Source organism: Streptomyces sp. CRN 30, assembly GCF_034105845.1.
In genome coordinates this window covers 1-19988 of sequence record NZ_JAVRHI010000286.1, presented here as the reverse complement: position 1 = coordinate 19988, position 19988 = coordinate 1, and the positions used below count along the sequence as shown (strand labels likewise).

At 72.9% G+C, this 19988-nt stretch carries 19 protein-coding genes and 1 tRNA gene; 9 read left to right on the top strand and 11 right to left on the bottom strand.

From position 1 onward, the window contains the following. Window positions 1-426, bottom strand: coding sequence for an ATP-binding protein (locus UW392_RS30650; RefSeq protein WP_320778406.1), 426 nt, complete (start codon window positions 424-426; stop codon window positions 1-3). A 171-nt stretch (window positions 427-597) separates the two neighbouring features. On the opposite strand from UW392_RS30650, the gene UW392_RS30645 reads away from it, so the two are divergent. From UW392_RS30645 to UW392_RS30625, 5 genes are all read left to right on the top strand, one after another. After that, on the top strand, window positions 598-1512 hold the full coding sequence (locus UW392_RS30645) for a helix-turn-helix transcriptional regulator (RefSeq protein WP_320778405.1): 915 nt from the start codon (window positions 598-600) through the stop codon (window positions 1510-1512). Continuing rightward, complete coding sequence (locus UW392_RS30640) at window positions 1478-1606, top strand: DUF397 domain-containing protein (RefSeq protein ID WP_320778404.1); 129 nt, start codon at window positions 1478-1480, stop codon at window positions 1604-1606. The genes UW392_RS30645 and UW392_RS30640 overlap by 35 nt, the downstream gene beginning before the upstream one ends. A gap of 242 nt (window positions 1607-1848) precedes the next feature. Further along, complete coding sequence (locus UW392_RS30635; protein ID WP_320778403.1) at window positions 1849-2730, top strand: hypothetical protein; 882 nt, start codon at window positions 1849-1851, stop codon at window positions 2728-2730. Between the two features lie 14 nt (window positions 2731-2744). Then, window positions 2745-3020: a CopG family transcriptional regulator gene (locus UW392_RS30630; protein ID WP_320778402.1), complete on the top strand. Its 276-nt coding sequence runs from the start codon at window positions 2745-2747 to the stop codon at window positions 3018-3020. Beyond that, window positions 3017-3439 carry a hypothetical protein gene (locus UW392_RS30625; RefSeq protein WP_320778401.1) on the top strand — a complete coding sequence of 141 codons (423 nt, stop codon included), beginning with the start codon at window positions 3017-3019 and terminating at the stop codon, window positions 3437-3439. The genes UW392_RS30630 and UW392_RS30625 overlap by 4 nt, the downstream gene beginning before the upstream one ends. Window positions 3440-3593: 154 nt before the next feature. Here UW392_RS30625 and UW392_RS30620 read toward each other — a convergent pair whose 3' ends face one another. Continuing rightward, a complete protein-coding gene (locus tag UW392_RS30620; protein WP_320778415.1) occupies window positions 3594-4787 on the bottom strand; it encodes a serine hydrolase domain-containing protein in 1194 nt (397 codons plus the stop codon). Between the two features lie 189 nt (window positions 4788-4976). On the opposite strand from UW392_RS30620, the gene UW392_RS30615 reads away from it, so the two are divergent. Beyond that, window positions 4977-5342, top strand: coding sequence for an SsgA family sporulation/cell division regulator (locus UW392_RS30615; protein ID WP_320778400.1), 366 nt, complete (start codon window positions 4977-4979; stop codon window positions 5340-5342). A gap of 93 nt (window positions 5343-5435) precedes the next feature. Here the strand turns inward: UW392_RS30615 and UW392_RS30610 are convergent, their stop codons facing one another. Further along, window positions 5436-7712: an MMPL family transporter gene (locus tag UW392_RS30610; RefSeq protein WP_320778399.1), complete on the bottom strand. Its 2277-nt coding sequence runs from the start codon at window positions 7710-7712 to the stop codon at window positions 5436-5438. A gap of 190 nt (window positions 7713-7902) precedes the next feature. Beyond that, entirely contained in the window at window positions 7903-8505 is a 603-nt protein-coding gene (locus tag UW392_RS30605) for a TetR/AcrR family transcriptional regulator (RefSeq protein ID WP_320778398.1), read from the bottom strand. 342 nt (window positions 8506-8847) lie between these two features. Here UW392_RS30605 and UW392_RS30600 point away from each other — a divergent pair, with 342 nt between their 5' ends. Further along, window positions 8848-12201 carry a S41 family peptidase gene (locus UW392_RS30600; RefSeq protein ID WP_320778414.1) on the top strand — a complete coding sequence of 1118 codons (3354 nt, stop codon included), beginning with the start codon at window positions 8848-8850 and terminating at the stop codon, window positions 12199-12201. An 85-nt stretch (window positions 12202-12286) separates the two neighbouring features. Here the strand turns inward: UW392_RS30600 and UW392_RS30595 are convergent, their stop codons facing one another. The 4 genes from UW392_RS30595 to UW392_RS30580 all read right to left on the bottom strand — a co-directional run bounded on the left by UW392_RS30595 (window position 12287) and on the right by UW392_RS30580 (window position 16051). Further along, window positions 12287-12547: a hypothetical protein gene (locus tag UW392_RS30595; RefSeq protein WP_320778397.1), complete on the bottom strand. Its 261-nt coding sequence runs from the start codon at window positions 12545-12547 to the stop codon at window positions 12287-12289. An 80-nt stretch (window positions 12548-12627) separates the two neighbouring features. Further along, the gene (locus UW392_RS30590) at window positions 12628-13533 is read right to left on the bottom strand and encodes an SDR family oxidoreductase (RefSeq protein ID WP_320778396.1); all 906 of its coding nucleotides are present in this window, start codon (window positions 13531-13533) and stop codon (window positions 12628-12630) included. Then, the gene (locus UW392_RS30585) at window positions 13530-14474 is read right to left on the bottom strand and encodes an alpha/beta hydrolase (protein WP_320778395.1); all 945 of its coding nucleotides are present in this window, start codon (window positions 14472-14474) and stop codon (window positions 13530-13532) included. Before UW392_RS30585 ends, UW392_RS30590 begins: the two co-directional genes overlap by 4 nt. After that, a complete protein-coding gene (locus UW392_RS30580; RefSeq protein WP_320778394.1) occupies window positions 14471-16051 on the bottom strand; it encodes an NAD(P)/FAD-dependent oxidoreductase in 1581 nt (526 codons plus the stop codon). Before UW392_RS30580 ends, UW392_RS30585 begins: the two co-directional genes overlap by 4 nt. 227 nt (window positions 16052-16278) lie before the next feature. Here UW392_RS30580 and UW392_RS30575 point away from each other — a divergent pair, with 227 nt between their 5' ends. Further along, window positions 16279-16944 (top strand): MerR family transcriptional regulator, encoded by a 666-nt coding sequence (locus UW392_RS30575; protein ID WP_320778413.1) that lies wholly within the window; start codon window positions 16279-16281, stop codon window positions 16942-16944. Between the two features lie 22 nt (window positions 16945-16966). Here UW392_RS30575 and UW392_RS30570 read toward each other — a convergent pair whose 3' ends face one another. Then, complete coding sequence (locus UW392_RS30570) at window positions 16967-17788, bottom strand: exodeoxyribonuclease III (protein ID WP_320778393.1); 822 nt, start codon at window positions 17786-17788, stop codon at window positions 16967-16969. A 44-nt stretch (window positions 17789-17832) separates the two neighbouring features. Between UW392_RS30570 and UW392_RS30565 the strand changes: the two genes are divergently transcribed. Beyond that, entirely contained in the window at window positions 17833-18309 is a 477-nt protein-coding gene (locus UW392_RS30565) for a GNAT family N-acetyltransferase (RefSeq protein ID WP_320778392.1), read from the top strand. A 161-nt stretch (window positions 18310-18470) separates the two neighbouring features. On the opposite strand, the gene UW392_RS30560 is transcribed toward UW392_RS30565, so the two are convergent. Next, window positions 18471-18544 (bottom strand) — tRNA-Ala (locus UW392_RS30560). A gap of 117 nt (window positions 18545-18661) precedes the next feature. Next, window positions 18662-19981, bottom strand: coding sequence for a gephyrin-like molybdotransferase receptor GlpR (gene glpR / locus UW392_RS30555; RefSeq protein WP_320778391.1), 1320 nt, complete (start codon window positions 19979-19981; stop codon window positions 18662-18664). Window positions 19982-19988: the final 7 nt, after the last annotated feature.

The following is a 19988-nucleotide window of genomic DNA, read 5'->3' as shown; positions in this document are numbered from 1 at the left end:
TCACCGGTGCCCCGCGCCGGTTACCGTACGGACCGGTACCTCCGCCCAGACCGTCTTCCCGACGGGATGACGAGGTGTCCAGCCCCAGCGCGTGGCCAGGACGTCCACCAGCAGCAGGCCGCGGCCCGACTCGCCCTCGGGGTGTGACGAGGGCGGGGCGGCAGGCAGGCGTCTCGTGGTGGCCGCGTCCGCGACCTCGACACGGATCAGGCCCGCCACCGTGTCGAGGTCGAGCCACAGCCCGAAACCGTGTCCCGGGACGCGGCCGTGCCGCACGGCGTTCGCGGTGAGTTCGCCGACGACGAGGGCCACGGTGCACGACGCGTCGGTCGTCGGCGGGTAACCCCACTCCTCCATGCGGCGCACGGCATGGCGCCGCGCCTCCCGTGCGCCGCGGGGTGAGGAAGCGAACTGCGTTGTCAGCACGGCTTTCCGTCCTTGCCTGTCGAGCCTCGCACACGAGTCATCACGTTCCGTGCTCAAGAGTCGTCCGTCGCCCCTACGCTCAAAAGGTGGCGCAGGCTTACCATCCACGCCGTAACGGACGGAAGTGACGTCTTGGCCAAAGCGATTGAACCCATTGACCCGAGTGACTCGATGGCAGCGCTGTTCGGCGCACGGGTCCGCAGACTGCGTACGGCGGCCGGGCTGACCCAGGCGGAACTCGGAGCGCGGGTGCACGTGGTGAGCACCCGGATCACTCAGGTCGAGCGAGCCTCGGGGGCGAAACCGACGCACGAGCTGGCGCGGGCGCTGGACTCCGTCCTGGGCGCGGACAACCTGCTCGTCGAGCTGTGGCCGTACGTCTACCGGGAGGCGTTCCCCAACTGGTCGCGGGCGTTCATGGCGTACTCGGAGCGGGCCGTGTCGATCGGGGAGTACGCGGCGCACGTGGTGCCTGGGTTGTTGCAGACGGAGGCGTACGCGCGGGCCGTTCTGAACCTGGATGTGCTGCTCACCGGCCAGGACCAGCTGGAGGAACGTGTCACGGCCCGCCTGAGCCGACAAGACCGGCTTCGTTCCTCCGACCGGCCCGACCTCTGGGTGGTACTGGACGAGGCGGTACTGAGGCGGCCGGTCGGCGGCCGAGGCGTCATGCGGGAACAACTGGCCCGGCTGCTGGATGCCGCCGCCGAGCCCCACATCACTGTCCAGGTACTGCCGTTCGAGCAGGGCGAGCACGAGTCGATGGGCGGCTCACTGACGGCACTGACCCTTCCGGACGGCTCGGAAGTGGCTTACACAGAAGGCGCGGACTACGGCCAACTCATCGAGGAACCGACCGACGTCAGTCGCTACAAGCTCATTTACGATCGGCTCAGGGCAGCGGCTCTGCCCTCGCGCATGTCGCTCGACATGATCCGATCCGTGATGAAGGACAACTACCGTGGCGTACACGTCCCGTCCCGATCCGAACGGCGCCGACTGGCGCAGGAGCAGCTACAGCAACCAGGCAGGCGGCAACTGCGTGGAGGTGATGGACGGCGCCCCCGGCGTCGTCCCCGTCCGTGACAGCAAAGTGCCGCACGGTTCCGCCCTGGTCTTCCCGGCCGGCTCCTGGGCCGCGTTCATAGGCGAGGTGCGGGCCGGTCACCGTCGCGCCTGAGCCTCCCGGCCGCCGGGCCCTTGTCCGCGAGGGTCCGGCGGGCCGCTGACCTCCGTAAAGAACCGGGGGAAAGAACTCCCCGCCCACCCACCCTCCCGGCTGTGGCACTCGTTCGGGTGACTGGCTTGCGGGTGCGGGATGTTGGCCGTTACGTTCGCCGCGACAACCGCAGACAGATGCGGCCCCCGCCGGGACGGCAATCCCGATCGAGGGCCTGACCAACAAGGAAGACCCGCTTCCCGATGGCTGACCCGCAGTCTAACGCGCGCCTGCGCGCCGACGCCGGAGCACCGACCTCCGGCGTGATCCACGTACGCACCCGGCTCACGGCCGACTTCACCGTGCTCTCCAACGCCCTCGCGCAACGGCGCGGCAGTGCCGTCACGGTGGGCGTCGCGGCGTACATCTCCTCCCTCCCCGACGGTGCCCCCGTCAGCATCACCGCACTGTGCGAGCACTTCAGCGAGGGCGAGATCCTGATCTCCCGGGCGCTGCGGGAGCTGGAGGCAGCCGGGTACCTGGAGCGCCGCCGGGAGCGGGTGCCCGCCGGGCAGATCCGCACCCGGACGTACTTCTACGACGTATCCGGCGGAGCCCCCGGCCCGGACGGGCCGCCCGAGCCGCCGAGACCGCGCCGCCCCCGTGAGCAGGCCGCACCCACCGCCCCACGCGTCGAGGCATCGGACGTCACCGAGGCGAAAGCCCCGGTCACGGCCCCGGCCGCGGCCCCGGTCACGCTCGCCGACATCGACCCGCAGGCACTCGCCGTCTTCGCCTCCCTGCGCCGGGTCGACCCGCGGCTGATCCTGTCGGAGCAGGAGGCCGCCCGCCTGGCGCCCGACGTCAGCAGGTGGCTCGCGACGGGGCTCGACGCGCCCCGCATCACCGACATCCTCACCGCGGGACTCCCCGACCGTTTCCGGGCCCGCCCGGCCGGCATCCTCGCCTTCCGCCTGCGCGAGACGCCCCTGCCCGCCCCGCCACCACTGACGCAGCAGTCCGTGGAACGCCCGCACGTCCTGGAGATGCGGAACTGCGACGGCTGCGACCGGGGCTTCCGCACGGCGGGGCACACACGCTGCCGCGACTGCCGGTCCGCGGAGCCGACGCGGGCGGCGGGCTGAGTATGGTTCTTTGTATGGCAACCAAGAAGGTGACGGTCACGATCCCCGAGGAACTGCTTGAGGAGATCCGTTCCGAGGTGGCCGAGCGGGGCATGTCGGCCTACGTCACGGAGGCGCTCCGCCTGAAGCGGGACCGTGACCGGCTGCGGGAGCTGGTCGACTGGCTGGAGGAGGAGCACGGGCCGGTCACCGAGGACGAGCGTGCCGCGGCTCTGGAGGAGTTGGCCGACCTCGATGCCGAACACGAGCGGCGTCGTACCGGCCAGGGCCGCCCCGGGGAAGCCGCGTGAGGAGAGGGAGCAGTGCGCGAGTCGCACCGCTCCGGGTCTTCGTGCTCGACTGCGAGGCCTTGTCGCTGGCCGTGCGCGGTGACCGGATGATGCTTGCCCGGCTCAGCCTCGCCGCCCAGGGTGAGGCCGAGGTGGTCACGTCTCCCCTGACACTCGTCGAGGCGTACGACGGGTCGGTCTCCGAACAGCGCTGGGACTGGGTCCTGTCCCGGGTCGGCGTGGCGGCTGTCGGGAAGGAGGAGGCCCGGCAGGCGCGCCGGCTGCTCGCCGGGGCCGGGCTGCACGGCCACAAGTACGCGATCGATGCCGTACTCGCCGTCGTCGCGGGTCGGCAGAAGGGCGACGTCACCGTCCTCACCTCCGACGTGGACGACCTGGAGCGACTCGTCCCCGACAGGATCGTCGTCAAGAAGGTGTGACCACGCCGGGCCGTGCGCCCGAGAGCCGACGACGGCCGGCGCACCCGCGCGACCGCGCGGCCGCGCTCCTGCGGCTTCCGGCGATGAGACTGCTCACGAAGGCGCATGCCGAGATCGACCAGGAGTCGGGGCGGGTGTCCCACCCGATCGCGGTCTAGGCGCCGGACCCGGCGGTCGTGGCGGTCAACGACGTACGGACCGCCCGCACCAGCGCCTGCGCACGCGGGTCGCTCGTCACCGTCTTGCGGAAGCCGTTGGTGACGTAGGCGAAGGCGATGCCGGTCTCCGGGTCGGCGAGGCCGAGGGGGCCGCCGCGGCCGGGGTGGCCGAAGGAGGCGGGGCCGAGGAGCGGGGACGCCGGGCCGTGGAGCATGTGGCCGAGGCCGAAGCGGGTGCCGACCACGAGGGTGCGGTCCGGGCCCTCGGACTGCGCGCGCGTGGCCGCCGCCGTCGTGGCCGGGGACCACAGGCGTACGCCGTCGACCTCGCCGATCAGCGCGGCGTAGAAGCGGGCCAGCGCGTCCGCCGTGGCGATGCCGTTGGAGGAGGGGTGGACGGCCGCGCGGTAGGCGGGGTCGTTGTCGTCGGGGGGCGGCGTCATCGCGGCGAAGGCCCGGGAGGTCGTGGAGGCGGGGTCCGCGTAGGCCTCGGCGACCGACCGTTTCGGGCGGGTGCGCAGGGCGCCCGGGGTCTCCGGGGGCTGCACCCGGCCCGCGCGGCCCACCCGGTGCGCCTGGTGCGCGGGCAGGCCCACCCAGAGGTCCAGGCCCCCGAGCGGCCGGGAGATCTCCGTCTCGATCCACTCGCCGATGTGCCGGCCGTCCGTCACGCGGCGGAAGAGTTCGCCCAGGATCCAGCCGTACGTGTGCGGGTGGTACCCGTGGTCCGTGCCCGGCTTCCACAGCGGGGCCTGGGCGGCGACGGTGGCGGCCGTGCGGTCGGGGTCGGAGGCCTCGGCGGGGGTCAGCGGGCGGTCCACCACCGGTATGCCCCCGCGGTGCGCGAGCACGTGCCGGACGGTCAGGCGCTCCTTGCCGTGTGCCTTGAACTCCGGCCAGTACGCCGCGACCGGGGCGTCCAGGTCCAGTACGCCGCGCTCCGCCAGCAGCAGGGCCGCGGCGGCCGCGACGCCCTTCGTCGCCGAGTGCAGCACCTGTACGGTGTCCCGCTCCCAGGGCTCCGTGCCGTCGACGTCCCGCGTGCCGCCCCAGAGGTCGGCCACCTTGCGGCCGTCGCGGTACACGGCGACCGCCGCACCCCGCTCCCCCAGCTCCGTGAAGTTCCGTACGAACGCGTCCCGGACGGGCTCGAATCCCTCGGCCACCGTGCCGTTCACGTTCCGGTCCAGCTCCACGTCCGTACTCCCGTTCCCATGGGTCTGCGACGAGCGACGATGCGTGCAACAACCACCCGTCGCCTGCGATTCCCCGGGCCCCTAGGCCGGCAGCATGATCTTGGAGTCGGCGGCCCGGGGGCCGGACCCCGGGAACTGTGCGACATTGGACGGACAGTGTCGGCACCCGTGAGGAGCTGTCCGATGTCCGTCGTCGAACAGGTCGAACAGTACGCGCGAGCCCACGTCGTCACGGATTCCCCGGAGGCCCAGGACGTCGTCCCGGTGCTGCTCCGCTACGACCCGGAGGCCGACCCCCGGGCGGTGCGCGTCAGCCTTCCCGGACCCGGGTCCGACCACACGTGGACGGTCCCCCGCGACGTCGTCGAACGCGGTCTCCGCGCCCCCGCCGGCACCGGTGCCGTCCGGGTCTGGCCCTGCGGGCGGGTGACGGCGGTGATCGAGCTGCACTCGGCGGCGGGCGCGCGGGTGCTGCAGTTCGACTCGAAGATCCTGCTCCGCTTCCTGCGCCGTACGTACGCGGCGGCCGGCGTCCCGGTGACGCACTGACCGGTACCGACCGACCGGCCCGCGCCAGGGAGAACCGTGGCGCGGGCCGACGAGACATGGGCGCCGGGCCGGGTGTCAGGCGTCGACGGGCTGTCAGGCGTCGACGAGTTCCCTGCGGCCGTGGCCGCCCGGTCCGTCGCCGCCCCGTCCCTCGTCGTCGGCCAGGTGCTGCTGCAGCTTCTCGCCCTCGACGTCCACGTTCGGCAGGGCGCGGTCCAGCCACTTCGGCAGCCACCAGGCGCTCTTGCCGAGCAGGGTGAGCACCGCGGGGACGATGGCCATGCGGACGACGAACGCGTCGAAGAGGACGGCGACCGCGAGACCGAAGCCGATCATCTTGACCATCTGCTCGCTGGAGCCGATGAAGCCCGCGAAGACCGCCATCATGATGACCGCCGCGGCCGTGACGACCCGGGCGCCGTACTTGAAGCCGGTCTCCACCGCCTCGGTCGGGCTCTCCCCGTGGACGTACGCCTCACGCATGCGGGTGACGAGGAAGACCTCGTAGTCCATGGCCAGGCCGAAGACGACACCCACCATGAAGATCGGCATCATCGACATGACCGGGCCGGTCTGCTCGACGCCCATCAGGCCGGACAGCCAGCCCCACTGGAAGATCGCGACGACCGCGCCCAGGGCCGCGAGCACCGACAGCAGGAAGCCGAGGGCCGCCTTCAGCGGGACGAGGATCGAGCGGAAGACCAGGATGAGGAGGAGGAAGGCCAGGCCGACCACCAGGGCGAGGTACGGGAGCAGCGCGTCGTTCAGCTTCTCGCTGACGTCGATGTTCATCGCCGTCGAGCCGGTGACCAGGACCTCCGCGTCCGTGTCGGTGCGGATGTCGGCGCCCGTGTCACGGATGGCGTGCACCAGGTCCTCGGTCGCGACGGAGGACGGCTTGGAGCCCGGGATCACGGTGATCATGGCGGTGTCGCCGGCCTCGTTGAAGGTGGCCGGGTTCACCGCGGCCACGTCCTCGAGCCCCTTGATCTCGTCGGACACGGTCGTGACCGCGCCCTCCGGGTCGTCGCTCCGCTCGGTGTCGACCACGACCATCAGCGGGCCGTTGAGACCCGGCCCGAAGCCCTCCGAGAGGAGGTCGTAGGCGCGGCGCTGGGTGGTGGAGGTCGGCTGCGCGCCGTCGTCGGGAAGGCCCAGCTCCAACTGGGTCGCCGGCACGGCGGCCACACCGAGGCCGACCACGGCGAGCAGCAGCACGACGACCGGGCGGCGGATGACGAAACGGGCCCAGCGGGTGCCCATGTTGGGCTTGGCGGCCTGCGCCGCGGGTGCGGTCTCCGCCTGCTCACCGGCCTCGTCCGCCCGCGCCCCGCCCTTCGTGCCCTTGGCACCCTTCGCGCCCGCGGGCCTGATCCGGCGGCCCGCGTAGCCGAGCAGCGCCGGGATGAGGGTCAGGGCCACCAGGACCGCGACGACGACCGTGCCCGCGGCGGCCAGGCCCATCTTGGTCAGCAGCGGGATGTTGACGACGGCGAGGCCCACGAGGGCGATGACGACGGTGAGGCCGGCGAAGACCACCGCGGAACCGGCGGTGCCGACGGCCCGGCCCGCCGCCTGCTCGCGGTCGCGGCCCTCGGCCAGTTCGGCCCGGTAGCGGGAGACGATGAACAGGGCGTAGTCGATGCCGACGGCGAGGCCGATCATCGAGGCGAGGATGGGGGTGGTGGAGTCGAGTTCGAGGGTGCTGGCCAGGGCGGTGATGCTGCCGACGCCGATGCCCACGCCGACGATCGCGGTCAGCAGCGGGAGCCCGGCCGCGACCAGCGAGCCCAGGGTGATGACGAGGACGACCGCGGCGATGGCGATACCGATGATCTCGGCGGTGCCCGTGTGCGGGACGGCGGAGAGCGCGTCACCGCCGATCTCGACGGTCAGCCCGGCGTCCCGCGCGTCGCCGGCGGCGCTCTCCAGGGCGTCCTTGGAGGAGTCCTCGAGTTCCATGCCGGAGACGTCGTAGGACACCTGCGCGTAGGCGATCGTCCCGTCCTGGCTGAGCGACTTGGTGACGTACGGGTCGGTGACGGAGGAGACCTCGGAGCCGTTGCCGAGCTCCTTCACCGTCTCCTCGACGGTCGCCCGGTGGCCGGCGTCCGTCATCTTCTCGCCGTCCGGGGCCCGGAAGACGACCCGGGCGGTCGCCCCGTCGGCACTGGCGCCGGGGAAACGTTCCTCCAGCAGGTCGAAGGTCTTCTGGGCCTCGGTGCCCGGAATCGAGAACGTGGTGGGGCCCGCGGCGGGGGCGCTGGCCGCCCCGACACCGACGAGGGTCAGCAGGGCCACCCAGAACAGGGCGACGAAGTGCCGTCGCCTGAAGGCGAACCGGCCCAGTTTGTAGAGGAACGTGGCCACGAGGGCGAACTCCCGTTCAGGTCGTGGTGGGGCATACGGGCAGGAGAGGTCCACCGCGCGGGGACAGGGGGGACCGGCCCGACGACGAGAGCGGTCGCGCGTCAGGAGATCAGCTGCCGGTCGGGCAGCTGATGCGGGTGTGTGAGAGAGACCTACCGGTGGGATCCAGCCGGTGGGGGCCGGTGGGGATCTACCGGTGGCTCGTCACGCCGAGGGCGGGGAGGACCACGGCGTCGACGTACGACTTCAGGAAGGACTGGGTCGGCGGCAGCTGGTCGACCAGCGCGCGGGTGGCGAAGGCGCCGAGCATCATGTGCACCATGTACTCGAGCGCCGGGTTGTCCGCACGGACCTCCCCGCGCTCCACGGCGCGCCCGATGACCCGCTGGAACTCCGAGAGCTCCGGCTCCACGAGCAGTTCACGCAGCGCCTCGAGGAGGTCCGGGTTGGTGTGGATCGCCATGGCCAGGCCCCGCAGCAGCGCGGAGTTCTGCTCCATGGCCGCGTCGTCCTCACGTGCCACCAGGGCGAGCAGGTCGCCCCGCAGCGAGCCGGTGTCCACCTCGGCGGCGTCGCCGGGTTTCATGCACCGGATCGCCCTCGCCACCAGCTCGGCCTTGCCGCCCCACTGGCGGTAGAGGGTGGCCTTGCTGGACCGGGTGCGGGCCGCCACGGCATCCATGGTCAGGGCGTCATAACCGACCTCCCGGAGCAGGTCGAGCACGGCCGCGTACAGCTCGGCCTCGCGCTCGGGCGTGATCCGACTGCGTCGCGTCGTCGCGGTCCCAGTCACCACACTCACCGTCCCTGCCCCTCGTCCAGGGCGTCAGGCTATCGGCCCGGCGGGCCGACGACCTAATGCCGAACGAAACTGTTTCGTACTCTTCACTCCCCAGACGGTACCCCGCGAATCCGCGAAACGAAACGGTTTCGTACGTGTGCTGGGTCACAGCTCGCCGGACGTGCCCCACAGGCAGGCAAATCACCACAAGTTGCCAGTGCCCCGGGAGGGGAAAAGCATGGGTGGGTGAGCGACGACCACTCCCCCGGCCACGAACACTCCGCCGGTCACGACCTCTCTCCCGGTCACGACCACTCCCCCGGCTACCTCCGCTTCCCCCACCTCAACGGCGACCTGCTCTGCTTCGCGGCCGAGGACGACCTGTGGGTGGCCGACCTCGACGAACCGGGCCGCGCCTGGCGGCTCACGGTCGACCGTACGAAGGCCGGGCACCCGCGCTTCTCGCCCGACGGGCGCCACATCGCGTACACGAGCTGGCACAGCCTCGACCCCGAGATCCATCTGGTGCCGGTGGCCGGCGGCCCCGCCAGACGGCTCACCCACTGGGGCAGCTCCGACACCCGGGTCTGCGGCTGGACCCCCGACGGCGACATCCTCGCCGTCGCCTCCCACGGCCAGCCCTTCTCCTACTTCACCCGGGCCTACAAGGTCCCCGTCGGCGGCGGCCCCGGCGGCCGGCTGCCCTGGGGCCCGGTCTCCGACATCCAGTGCGCCGACCCCACCGGCCCCGGGGGCTCCGCGGGCCCCGCCGACGGGCACCTGACGCTGCTGCTCACCGGTACCGCGCCGCACGAGCCCGCCGCCTGGAAGCGCTACCGGGGCGGGGCCACGGGCCGGCTGTGGCTGCACGGGCAGCGGCTGCTCGCCGGCCTGGAAGGCCACCTGCAGTCGCCGGTGTTCGCCGCCGGACGCATCGCCTTCCTCTCCGACCACGAGGGCGTCGGCAACCTGTACTCCTGCGCGTACGACGGCACCGACCTGCGCCGCCACACCGACCACGACGCCTTCTACGCCCGGCACGCCTCCTCCGACGGCCGCCGGGTGGTGTACCAGTGCGCGGGCGACCTGTGGCTGGTCGACGACCTGTCCCCCGGCTCGGTACCGCGCCGCCTGGACGTACGGCTGTGCGGTCCGCGCGCGGGACGCCGTACCCATCAGGTGCCGGCCGGGCGGCACGTCGGCGGGATCACGGTCGACGAGACGGGCCGGGCCGGCGCGGTCGTCGTCCGCGGCAGCCTGTACTGGCTGACGCACCGCGACGGCCCGGCGCGCACCATCGCCGACACCCCCGGCGTACGGGTACGGCTGCCCGAGATGCTCGGGCCGGGCGGCCGGGTGGCGTACGTGACCGACGCGGAGGGCGAGGACGCCGTCGAGATCGCCTACCTGCCGAGGGCCACCGGCGACCCCGCACCGCGCCGGCTGGCCTCCGGCGAGCTGGGGCGGGTCCTGGGCATGGTGGCCGACCCGGAGGGCGACCGCCTCGCGATCGCCTCCCACGACGGGCGACTGCTGCTGCTCGACACACGGGACCCGAACGATCCGGCGGAGGCGGCAGCGGACACCGGTACCGGAACAGCAGCAGGAACAGAAGCACAGACACACACGAAGGACCCTGTGGTGCCCCCCGACAGCGGTGTCACCGAGCTGGTCCGGTCCGTCAACGGGCCCGTGCGGGACCTCGCGTTCTCCCCCGACGGGGCCTGGCTGACCTGGTCGCACCCCGGGATCGGGCGCTCGCTGCGGCAGATCAGGATCGCCCGGATCAAGGACCGGCTGATCGTCGACGTCACCGACGGCCGCTTCGAGGACGAGAGCCCCGTGTTCACCCGGGACGGCCGCTACCTGGCCTTCCTGTCCTGGCGCGGCTTCGACCCGGTGTACGACGTGCACACCGGGGACCTGTCCTTCCCGCTGGGCTGCCGCCCGTACCTGGTCCCCCTCTCGTCGGCGACCCTGTCCCCGTTCGCGCTGACCCCGGAGGGGCGTCCCGCGGCCGGCGGTCTCGATCCCGGGGAGCCGGCGGAGGGCGCGGGCGACGGCACGGCGGTCGTCGAGGCCGAGGGGCTGGCGAGCCGGGTGACGCCGTTCCCCGTCACGGCCTCCAAGTACTCCTCGCTGCACCCGGTCGCGGGCGGCGGCCTGGTCTGGCTGCGGTGGCCGATCTCGGGGGCGCTGGGCGAGACGTTCGCCAGCCCGGACGACACGACCGGGCGGCCCACGCTGGAGCACTTCGACATCGCCCGGGCCAAACGGTCCGAACTCGTCGGCCACCTCGACGGGTTCGCCGCCAGCGGGGACGGCACCCGGCTGGTGGTCGTGGACGAGGGCGACCTGCGCGCGGTGCCGGCCACGGAGTCGGGCGACGTCGACTCGACCACCTGGATCGACCTGCGGCGCATCCTGCACGAGGCGGACCCGGCGGCGGAGTGGCGGCAGTCCTACGCGGAGGCGGGGCGGATCATCCGCGCCCACTTCTGGGAGCCCGACCTGTGCGGCGTCGACTGGGACGCGGTGCTGGAGCAGTACCGGCCGCTGGTCGAACGGGTGGCCTCGCCGGACGAGTTCGCGGACCTGCTGCGCGAGGTGCTCGGCGAGCTGGGCACCTCGCACGCGTACGTCGTCGCCGCCCGCCGCAACGAGGGGCCGCCGCACTACCAGCGCCGACAGGGCCTGCTGGGCGCCGACTTCGTGCGCCGGGAGGGGCGGTGGACGGTGGCCCGGATCCTGCCCGGCGACTCCTCCGACTCCCGGGCGCGGTCCCCGCTGGCCGGTTCCGGGATCCGCGAGGGCGCGGTGCTGACCCATGTGGACGGGCGGCCGGTGGACCCGGTGGCGGGCCCGTCCCCCCTGCTGGCGGCGGCGGGGGGCACGACGGTGGAGCTGACGTTCGCCCGGCCCTCCGGCCCCGCGGCCGGTGACGGGGACGCTCCACGGGACGAGGGGGTGGGCGAACGGCCACGGCGGGTGGCCGTCGTCCCGCTCATCGACGAGATGCCCCTGCGGTACCAGCACTGGGTGACCGAACGCCGCGCCGCCGTTCACGAGTCGAGCGGCGGCCGCTGCGGCTACCTGCACATCCCGGACATGGGCGGCTCGGGCTGGGCCCAGTTCAACCGCGACCTGCGGGTGGAGGTCGCCCGGCCCGCGCTGATCGTGGACGTCCGGGGCAACGCGGGCGGGCACATCAGCGAGCTGGTCGTGGAGACCCTCACCCGCCGGATCATCGGCTGGGACCTGACGCGCGGCGCCCAGCCCGTCTCGTACGCCTCCAACGCCCCGCGCGGCCCGGTGGTCGCGCTCGCGGACGAGGCGACCTCGTCCGACGGCGACATGATCACCGCGGCTTTCCGGCTGCTGGGGCTCGGCCCGGTGGTCGGTCTGCGCACCTGGGGCGGGGTGGTCGGGATGACCGGGCGGCACCGCCTCGGCGACGGCACCGTCATCACGGTGCCGATGAACGCCGCCTGGTTCGAGGAGTACGGCTGGTCCGTCGAGAACCACGGCGTGGCCCCGGACCTGGAGGTCGAACGCACCCCGCTGGACTGGGCCGAGGGGCGCCACGCCCAGCTGGAGGACGCGGTGCGGCTGGCCCTGGAGCTGCTCACCACACACCCGGCGGTGAGCCCGCCCGACCTCGGTGACGTACCGGACCGCCGACGGCCGGGGCTGCCGCCGCGGAAGTGAGCCGCCCAAGAAGTGATCCGTACAGCGCACGGAGAAGGGGTGCCCCTCGTCAGGGGCACCCCTCGTCGCTCACGTCCAGGCCGAGTCAGACCTCGTACTCGTCCTCACCGCGTTCCCGCCGGTCCCGCTCCGGGCGCTCCGCGTCCGGACGGTCGCTCTTGCCCTGCTTGGCCCGCTCACCGGCCTTCGGGTAGCGCTCGTCGCCCTTGCGGTAGCGCTCGTCACCCTTGGGGTAGCGCTCGCCCGACTCGTCGTAGCCGTAGCCGCCGTAACCCTGGCCGATGCGGTCCTTGGCCTGCTGCTTCAGCTGCTCGGCCTTGTCCTGGAACTGGTCCTTCATGCCCATGCTGTTCACTCCCGTTGTGGGTGAGGGGATTGGGCCTCGACCAGACTGACACGACCGGACATCCCACGCATTTCGATCAGTTACGGTCGGTCACGCGGCGTCCCGCGCTCCCGTTCGTCGGCCGCTCCACCGGCTCCGACGAGCCCCGTCCCCACGCCGCCGAGCCGCGGTTCGAACCTCCGCATCTCCCGCCGGCCCACGGTCGCGATGAGCCCGGGCAGGTAGCCGCGGGCGCCCTGCATCCCGCGCAGCCACCACTGCCCGTACACATGGGCCGCCCGCCGCTCGATGCCCGCGACGAGCCGGTCCACCGCCGGACCGAGCGGGTACGTCTTGTTCGACGGCCACGGCAGCCGCTGCCGCAACTCCCGCATCACGTCGTCCTGGTCGGCCCCGCGCACCATGTCGGTGTCGGTCCACGACAGGTACCCGACGCCCACGCCCACGCCCCGGTGGCCGACCTCGGCGCGCAGGCTGTGCGCGAAGGCCTCGACGCCCGACTTGGAGGCGCAGTACGCGGACATCATGGGCGCCGGGGCGAGCGCCGCGAGCGAGGCCACCTGGAGCAGGTACCCGCGGCTCTCGGTCAGCGCCGGGAGGAACGCCCGTGCCGTCACCGCCGATCCGACGAGGTTCACCTCGATCACCCGCCGCCAGGCTCCGGGGTCGGAGTCGGCGAAGGGGCCGCCGCTCGCGACGCCCGCGTTGGCGACCACGATGTCGACCCGGCCGAAGCGCTCCCGCACCTGGGCCGCGACCCGCGCCATCACCTCGTGGTCGGTGACGTCGGCGTGCCAGTGCCCGCTCTCCCCGGGCAGCCGCGCCGCGACCTCCTCGAGCGCCTCCGGCTCCAGGCCCACGAGCGCGAGCCTCGCCCCCCGCGCGGACAGTCCGCGGGCGAGGAGTTCACCGACACCCCGCGCGGCACCCGTGACCACCGCGACCTTGCCGTTCAGCACGCTGCCGTCCGCTGCACGGCCGCTCATGCGCTCGCCCCTTCCGGCTCGTCCCGGACACCGCGGTCACCGGGCAGGTACGCGTCGACGAGCTCGCGGATACGGGTGGTGACCAGCTCCGGCGCCTCGACCGGCGTCATGTGCCCGACGCCCGGCAGCACGGTGACACCCAGGCACTCCGGCAGCGCGGCGGCCAGCGTCCGCGCGTGCGGGGGCGGGGTCAGCCGGTCCGCCGTGCCGACGACGACGGCCGTGGGCACCCGCAACTCCCGTACCGCCTCGTCGAGATCGAGCTGGTCGAGGACGTGCGCCCAGGTGCAGCGGACGGTGGTCGGGCACGCGTGCACGATCCGTGCGCAGGCCTCGACCATCACCGGGGAGGAACCGGCGCCCATCGTCGCGTACTTGAGCACCCGCATCCCGACCGGTGTGACCGGTCCCAGCGGCAGCCGGGCGCCGAGGATCTTCCGGGTGACGAGGGTGCGCAGCCCGCCCGCGCGCAGCGGGAGCACCAGCGACTCGGCGACCAGCTTCGAACTGCCCGTGCTGCACAGCAGGACCGCCGCCGCGTGCTCCCGGAAGGCGGGCCGCCCGGACGCAGCCATCACGGTCATGCCGCCCATGGAGTGCCCGGCGACCACGGCCTTCTCCCCCGGGGCGAGCGTCGCGCCGAGCACCGCCTCCAGGTCGTCGGCGAGCACGTCGGTGCTGCACGTGGCCGCGGCCGGAGTGCGTCCGTGGCCGCGCTGGTCGTAGGCGACGACCCGGTGGCCTGTGGCCAGGGCCCGTACCTGCGCCGCCCAGAAGGCCGTCGAGCAGGTCCAGCCGTGGGCGAGGACGACGGCGGGCGCGTCCTCGGGTCCGTGCACCTCGACGTGCAGCCGGGCGCCGTCGGCGGAGCGTACGGTCAACTCCCGTACGGGGACGGGCGGGGCGTACGGGCCGTTCTTCACGTGCGCGCGTCGGGTCATGCGCCGGCCTCCACCTTCGTGCCGTCCGTGATCTTCTCCGTGGTCTCCTCCGTGGTCCGTGCGGGCTCCGCCGCCCCGGACGGCCGCAGCACCTCGTACTCGGCGAGGTTCACCCGCCGCGTCGCACTGCGGAACTCCGCCGTCGTGCCGGGCCAGACGGTCGTGTTGCGGCCGCTCGCGTCCAGGTACCAGCTGGTGCAGCCGCCGGTGCTCCACACGGTGCGCTCCATGCGCTGCTGCACCCTGCGGTTCCAGCCGGCGACCGCGCCGGGGCGGGCGTCGAGGGCCGCGCGCCCGCCGCCGCCGAGCACGTCCAGCTGCCGCAGGTAGTCGGCCAGGTAGTTCAGCTGGGACTCGATCATCAGGATCATGCTGCTGTTCCCGAGGCCGGTGTTGGGCCCGATGATCGACATCCAGTTGGGGAACCCGGCGGCGGTCGCGCCCCGCAGCGCCTCCATGCCGCCCTTCCACGCCTCGGCGAGGGTGCGCCCGTCCGCACCCACGACGCGTTCGGCGACGGGGAAGTCGGTGACGTGGAAACCGGTGCCGAAGACGATCGCGTCGATCTCGGCGCGCGTCCCGTCGGCGGCGACGGCGGTGGACCCCTCGATCCGCGCCAGCCCGGAGGCCACCACGTCCACGTTGGACCGGGTCAGCGCCGGGTAGTACGTGTTCGACAGCAGGATGCGCTTGCAGCCGATGCGGTAGTCGGGCGTGAGCTTCGCGCGCAGGGCCGGGTCCTTGACGGCACGGGCCATGTTCGCCTTGGCCAGCTTCTCCACCAGGCCGAGCCCCTGCGGGTACTTGGTGAACGCCTGCACCTGCAGCTCCCGGATGCCCCACAGCAGTCCGCGCCGGGCCTTCGCCGTGAGCGGCACCTGCCGGTGCAGCCGGCGCTCCGCACCGCTGACGGCCCGGTCGACGCGCGGCAGCACCCAGGGCGGGGTGCGCTGGAACAGGGTCAGCCGGCCGGCCGCGGGCTGGATCTCCGGCACGATCTGGATGGCGGACGCGCCCGTGCCGACCATGGCGACCCGCTTGCCGCGCAGGTCGTAGTCGTGGTCCCAGCGGGCCGAGTGGAACACCTTGCCCGGGAAGGACTCGATCCCCGGGACGTCCGGGATCCTCGGGTCGGACAACGGCCCGGTGGCGGACACGACGACATCGGCGGAGAGCCGCCCGGAGGCCGTCTCGATGTCCCAGCAGAGCCGCTCGCCGTCCCAGGTCATCAGCTTCACCTCGGAGCCGAACCGGAGGTGCGGCCGCAGCCCGAAGACATCGGCGACGTGCTCCAGGTACGCGCGGATGTGCTCCTGCCCGGAGAAGGTGCGTGGCCAGTCGGGGTTGGGCGCGAAGGAGAACGAGTACAGGTGGGAGGGCACGTCGCAGGCGCACCCGGGGTAGCTGTTGTCCCGCCAGGCGCCGCCGACGGAGTCCGCCCGCTCCAGGACGACGAAGTCGGTGACGCCCTCGCGCCGCAGCCGCACGGCGGCACCCAGCCCGCCGAACCCGGACCCGACCACGGCGACCCGTACGTGTTCCCGCTCGGATGCGGCTTCTCGCTCGCGCTCGGCCATCCCGACGCCTCCTTGCTCTCGTACCGGCCCGACAACCGCGCCAGTGAACACTGGCGCAATGGGGAGGGTAGAGCAGTGCCGTACTGATGGGTAGGGGTCACGTCAGGAGAAGTTACCGACGGTACGAAACGGCGGCCGCCACGTCAGGAGGGACCGTCACCGGAAGCACTTAGGCTGCCGGTGTGGCTGAGGAACCGGTGGAACACCGAGGACGGACCGAGTACCGCATGGAGGAGCTGGCCGAGAAGGCCGGCATCACGGTGCGCACCCTGCGCTTCTACCGCGAGCGCAAGCTGATCCCGCCACCCCGCCGCGAGGGCCGCATCGCCTGGTACGACGACACCCACCTGTCCCGCCTGCGCACGATCTCCGCCCTCCTGGAACGCGGCCACACCCTCACCGGCATCGCGGAACTGGCCGAGGCCTTCGACCACGGCCGCGACGTCGGCGAACTGCTGGGCCTCGGCGAGCCCACGGAGGAGACACCGGTACGCCTCTCACCCGAGGACCTGGCCGACGTCTTCAACGGCCAGGCGACCCCGGAGAACCTCTCCTCGGCCCTGGACCTCGGCTACCTCGCCACGGACGGCGGCGAGATCGTGCACATCAGCCGCCGGCTGCTGGACACCTCCGCGGCCCTGGTCCGCGAGGGCGTCCCGCTCGCGGACGTCCTGACCGCGGGCCGCCGCGTCCGCGTCCACGCCGAGGCCCTCGCCGAACTCTTCGTGGAACTGGTCCTGGCCCAGGGCGACCGCACCCCGGAGGACCTGGACCGATTGCGCCCGCTCGCCAAGAACGTGGTGGAGGCGGAGGTGTCGATGGCACTGGACCGGCGACTGCGGTCACTGGCGGGCGAGGGGAAGAAGGAGGGGAAGAAGGACAACGGCGCGTGACCTGCGTCACGCGCCGTACGGCTCACTCGTAGACGACCGTCACCGGCGCGTGGTCCGACCACCGCTCCGCGTGCGTGGCCGCCCGCTCCACATGGCCCTTGACCGCACGCGCGGCCAGTCCGGGCGTCGCGGCATGGAGGTCGATCCTCCATCCCGCATCGTTGTCGAAAGCCCGCCCCCGGTACGACCACCAGCTGTACGGCCCCTCGACGTCCGGGTGCAGCGCCCGCACGACATCGACGTACCCGCCGTCCTGGGCGTCCAGGACCCGCCCGAGCCACTCCCGCTCCTCGGGCAGGAACCCGGAGTTCTTCTGGTTGGCGCGCCAGTTCTTCAGGTCGGCCTGCTGGTGGGCGATGTTCCAGTCACCGCAGACGACGACCTCGCGCCCACCCGCCGCCGCGCGCTCGCGCAGTTCCTTCAGATAGGGCAGGAACTCGTCCATGAAGCGGATCTTCTCGTCCTGCCGCTCGGTGCCGACCTCGCCGGAGGGGAGGTAGAGACTGGCGACGGTGACGCCCGGGAGGTCGGCCTCCACGTACCGGCCGCTCGCGTCGAACTCGGTCGAGCCGAAGCCGACCTGGACGCGGTCGGGTTCACGGCGGGTGTACAGGGACACCCCGGCCCGGCCCTTCGCCGCCGCGGGCGCGTGCACGACGTGCCAGCCCTCCGGCTGCCGGACCCCCGCCGGAAGCTGCTGGGGCTCGGCGCGCACCTCCTGGAGGCACAGCACATCGGCCGAGGTGTCGGCGAGCCACTCCACGAAGCCCTTCTTCGCGGCGGCGCGGAGTCCATTGACGTTGACGGAAGTAACAGTGAGCACACCGGCACGATACCGGCACAATGGACTGTCCCTTCGTAAACTTGAACGAATATACGGTGTGCAGCATGGACATACGCCAGGTCTCCTTCGACCACCCCGACGCGCGCAAGCTCAACGACCTGGTCCAGGCCGAGTACGACGTCCGCTACGGCGACGGCGGCGACGCCACGGAGCTGGCGGCGGCCGACTTCGAGCCGCCGAACGGTCTCTACCTGCTCGCCCACGACGAGAACGACGTCCCGGTCGCCTCCGGCGGCTGGCGTGCCCAGGACGCCAACGGTGAGGGCAACCGCGACGGGGACGCCGAGCTGAAGCGGATGTTCGTGGTGGAGGAGATGCGCGGCCGAGGTCTCGCCCGCCGCATGCTCGCGGCACTGGAGGAGGACGCCCGCGCGGCCGGCCGCCTCCGCATGGTCCTGGAGACGGGCACCAAGCAGCCGGAGGCCGTGGCCCTGTACCTGTCCAGCGGGTACGAGCCGTGCGAGAAGTTCGGCTACTACCGCTTCCACGCGGACAGCCTGTGCTACGCGAAGCAGCTGTAGTGCGGTCGTGAGCCCGCTCCCCCCTCAGGCCCGCAGACGGGCGGCCAAGTACCGCGCCTAGTCGCCCTGGTGGCGCTCATGGTCGTGCCGGCCGGCGGGGTACTGGGGGGGACACACGACAGAACCCCTGTCGGGTGACCCGACAGGGGTTCTGTGCTGCGTGGACCTGAGGGGATTTGAACCCCTGGCCCCCTCGATGCGAACGAGGTGCGCTACCGGACTGCGCCACAGGCCCTTGCAACGAGTGAAACTCTAGCATCCCCATCCGGGTGCTCGGAAATCCGTTCCGCGCTGGTCAACGGTCGCCCCTCGCACCCCCGCAGAGGGGCCGCGTCCCGGTGGGCGGCCGCGGCTACTCGTTGGCCGCCCGCGGGCGGTCGCCGTCCTCGTACTGGTCGAACAGCGGGGTCCGTCCCCGCCCCCGCGCCCGGCGGGCGGACGCGGCACGGCGGGCGTCTGAGCGCCCCTCGCCGGAACCGTCACCGGATCCCTCGCCGTCCTCCGCGCCCTTCTCGGCCGGGTTGGCCGGGTTGGCCGGGGAGGGCTCGGGCGGGTGCGCGGAGAGGGAGGCGTCCAGTGCCGCCTCCGGGTGTCCCGACCCCGGTTCGGCCGCGCTCGACCGGGCCGGGCTCCATGCGTCCGGCGCGCTCCGGTCGGCGTTGGGGGTGGCCCGCGGAGCGACCGGCGCCGTCACGTACGTGGGGAGCGGCACCGGGACCGGGTCCCAGCTGTCACCGTGGCCGGGGCGCCGCTGGCGCTCGCGCTGCTGGTCGACCCACTCGGCGTGGTCGGTCTGCTCGACGAGGGCCCGGCGGTCGGCCGCCAGTGCGGACAGGTCCGGCCTGGTCTCCACCTCCGACCCGTCCTCCGGTTCGTCGGCGTCGCCCGGGCCCTGGGCCGGGCGGCGCCGGGGCTGCCGCTCGCGGAGCCGTTGCGCGGCCGCCTCGGCCAGGCGCCGGTCCATGGTGTACGTGAACCGTCGCCGCTCCTGGGCGCGCAGGTAGGCGATGTAGGCGCTGAGCATCACCGCGGGGACACCGGGCGCCCACAGGAACGCGAGCCCGCCGACCGCTGCGACGATCGATCCGAGGGTGAAGGCGAGGAAGAGCATGACGGTCGTACGCCGTCGGCGCGCGAGCACCTTCGAGCGCTGGGCCCGCGCCGCGGCTTCCGCCGAGACCACCGCCTTCCGCGCGCCCACCCCGGCCCCCGCCCTCTTCCCGGGCCTGCCGGCGGAGGCCTGCGGCGCCTGCGCGCCCTCGGCCTCCCCGTCGGTCCGGGCGGCCGGGCCGGGCTGGGACGGCACCGGCCCCGGGGGCGGTGCCGCCTGGGCTGCCTGGGCCGCCTGCGGCGGGGCCGCCTCCCGCTCGACCGGCAGGTACACCTTCGTCTGCGGTCGCTGCGGGGGCATGGCGAAGGCCCGGACGTCCACCGAGTCGGTGACGGCATCCGGGTCGGCGTCGTGCTCCACCTCGTCGGTGGAGCGCGCCTGCAGGTCCTTGGCGTACCGGCGCTCCATGCCCGCCCTTCCGGACAGCAGCCGGATGGCGGTGCTGAAGCGTTCCGTCGGACGGGCCTCGTTCAGCTCGTCCTGCCTACGGAGCCACATCGGCACCAAGTAGGCGGCCCAGGCCCCGACGATGACTGCGTAGATGAGGCCGCTGCTGCTCACGCCTCAC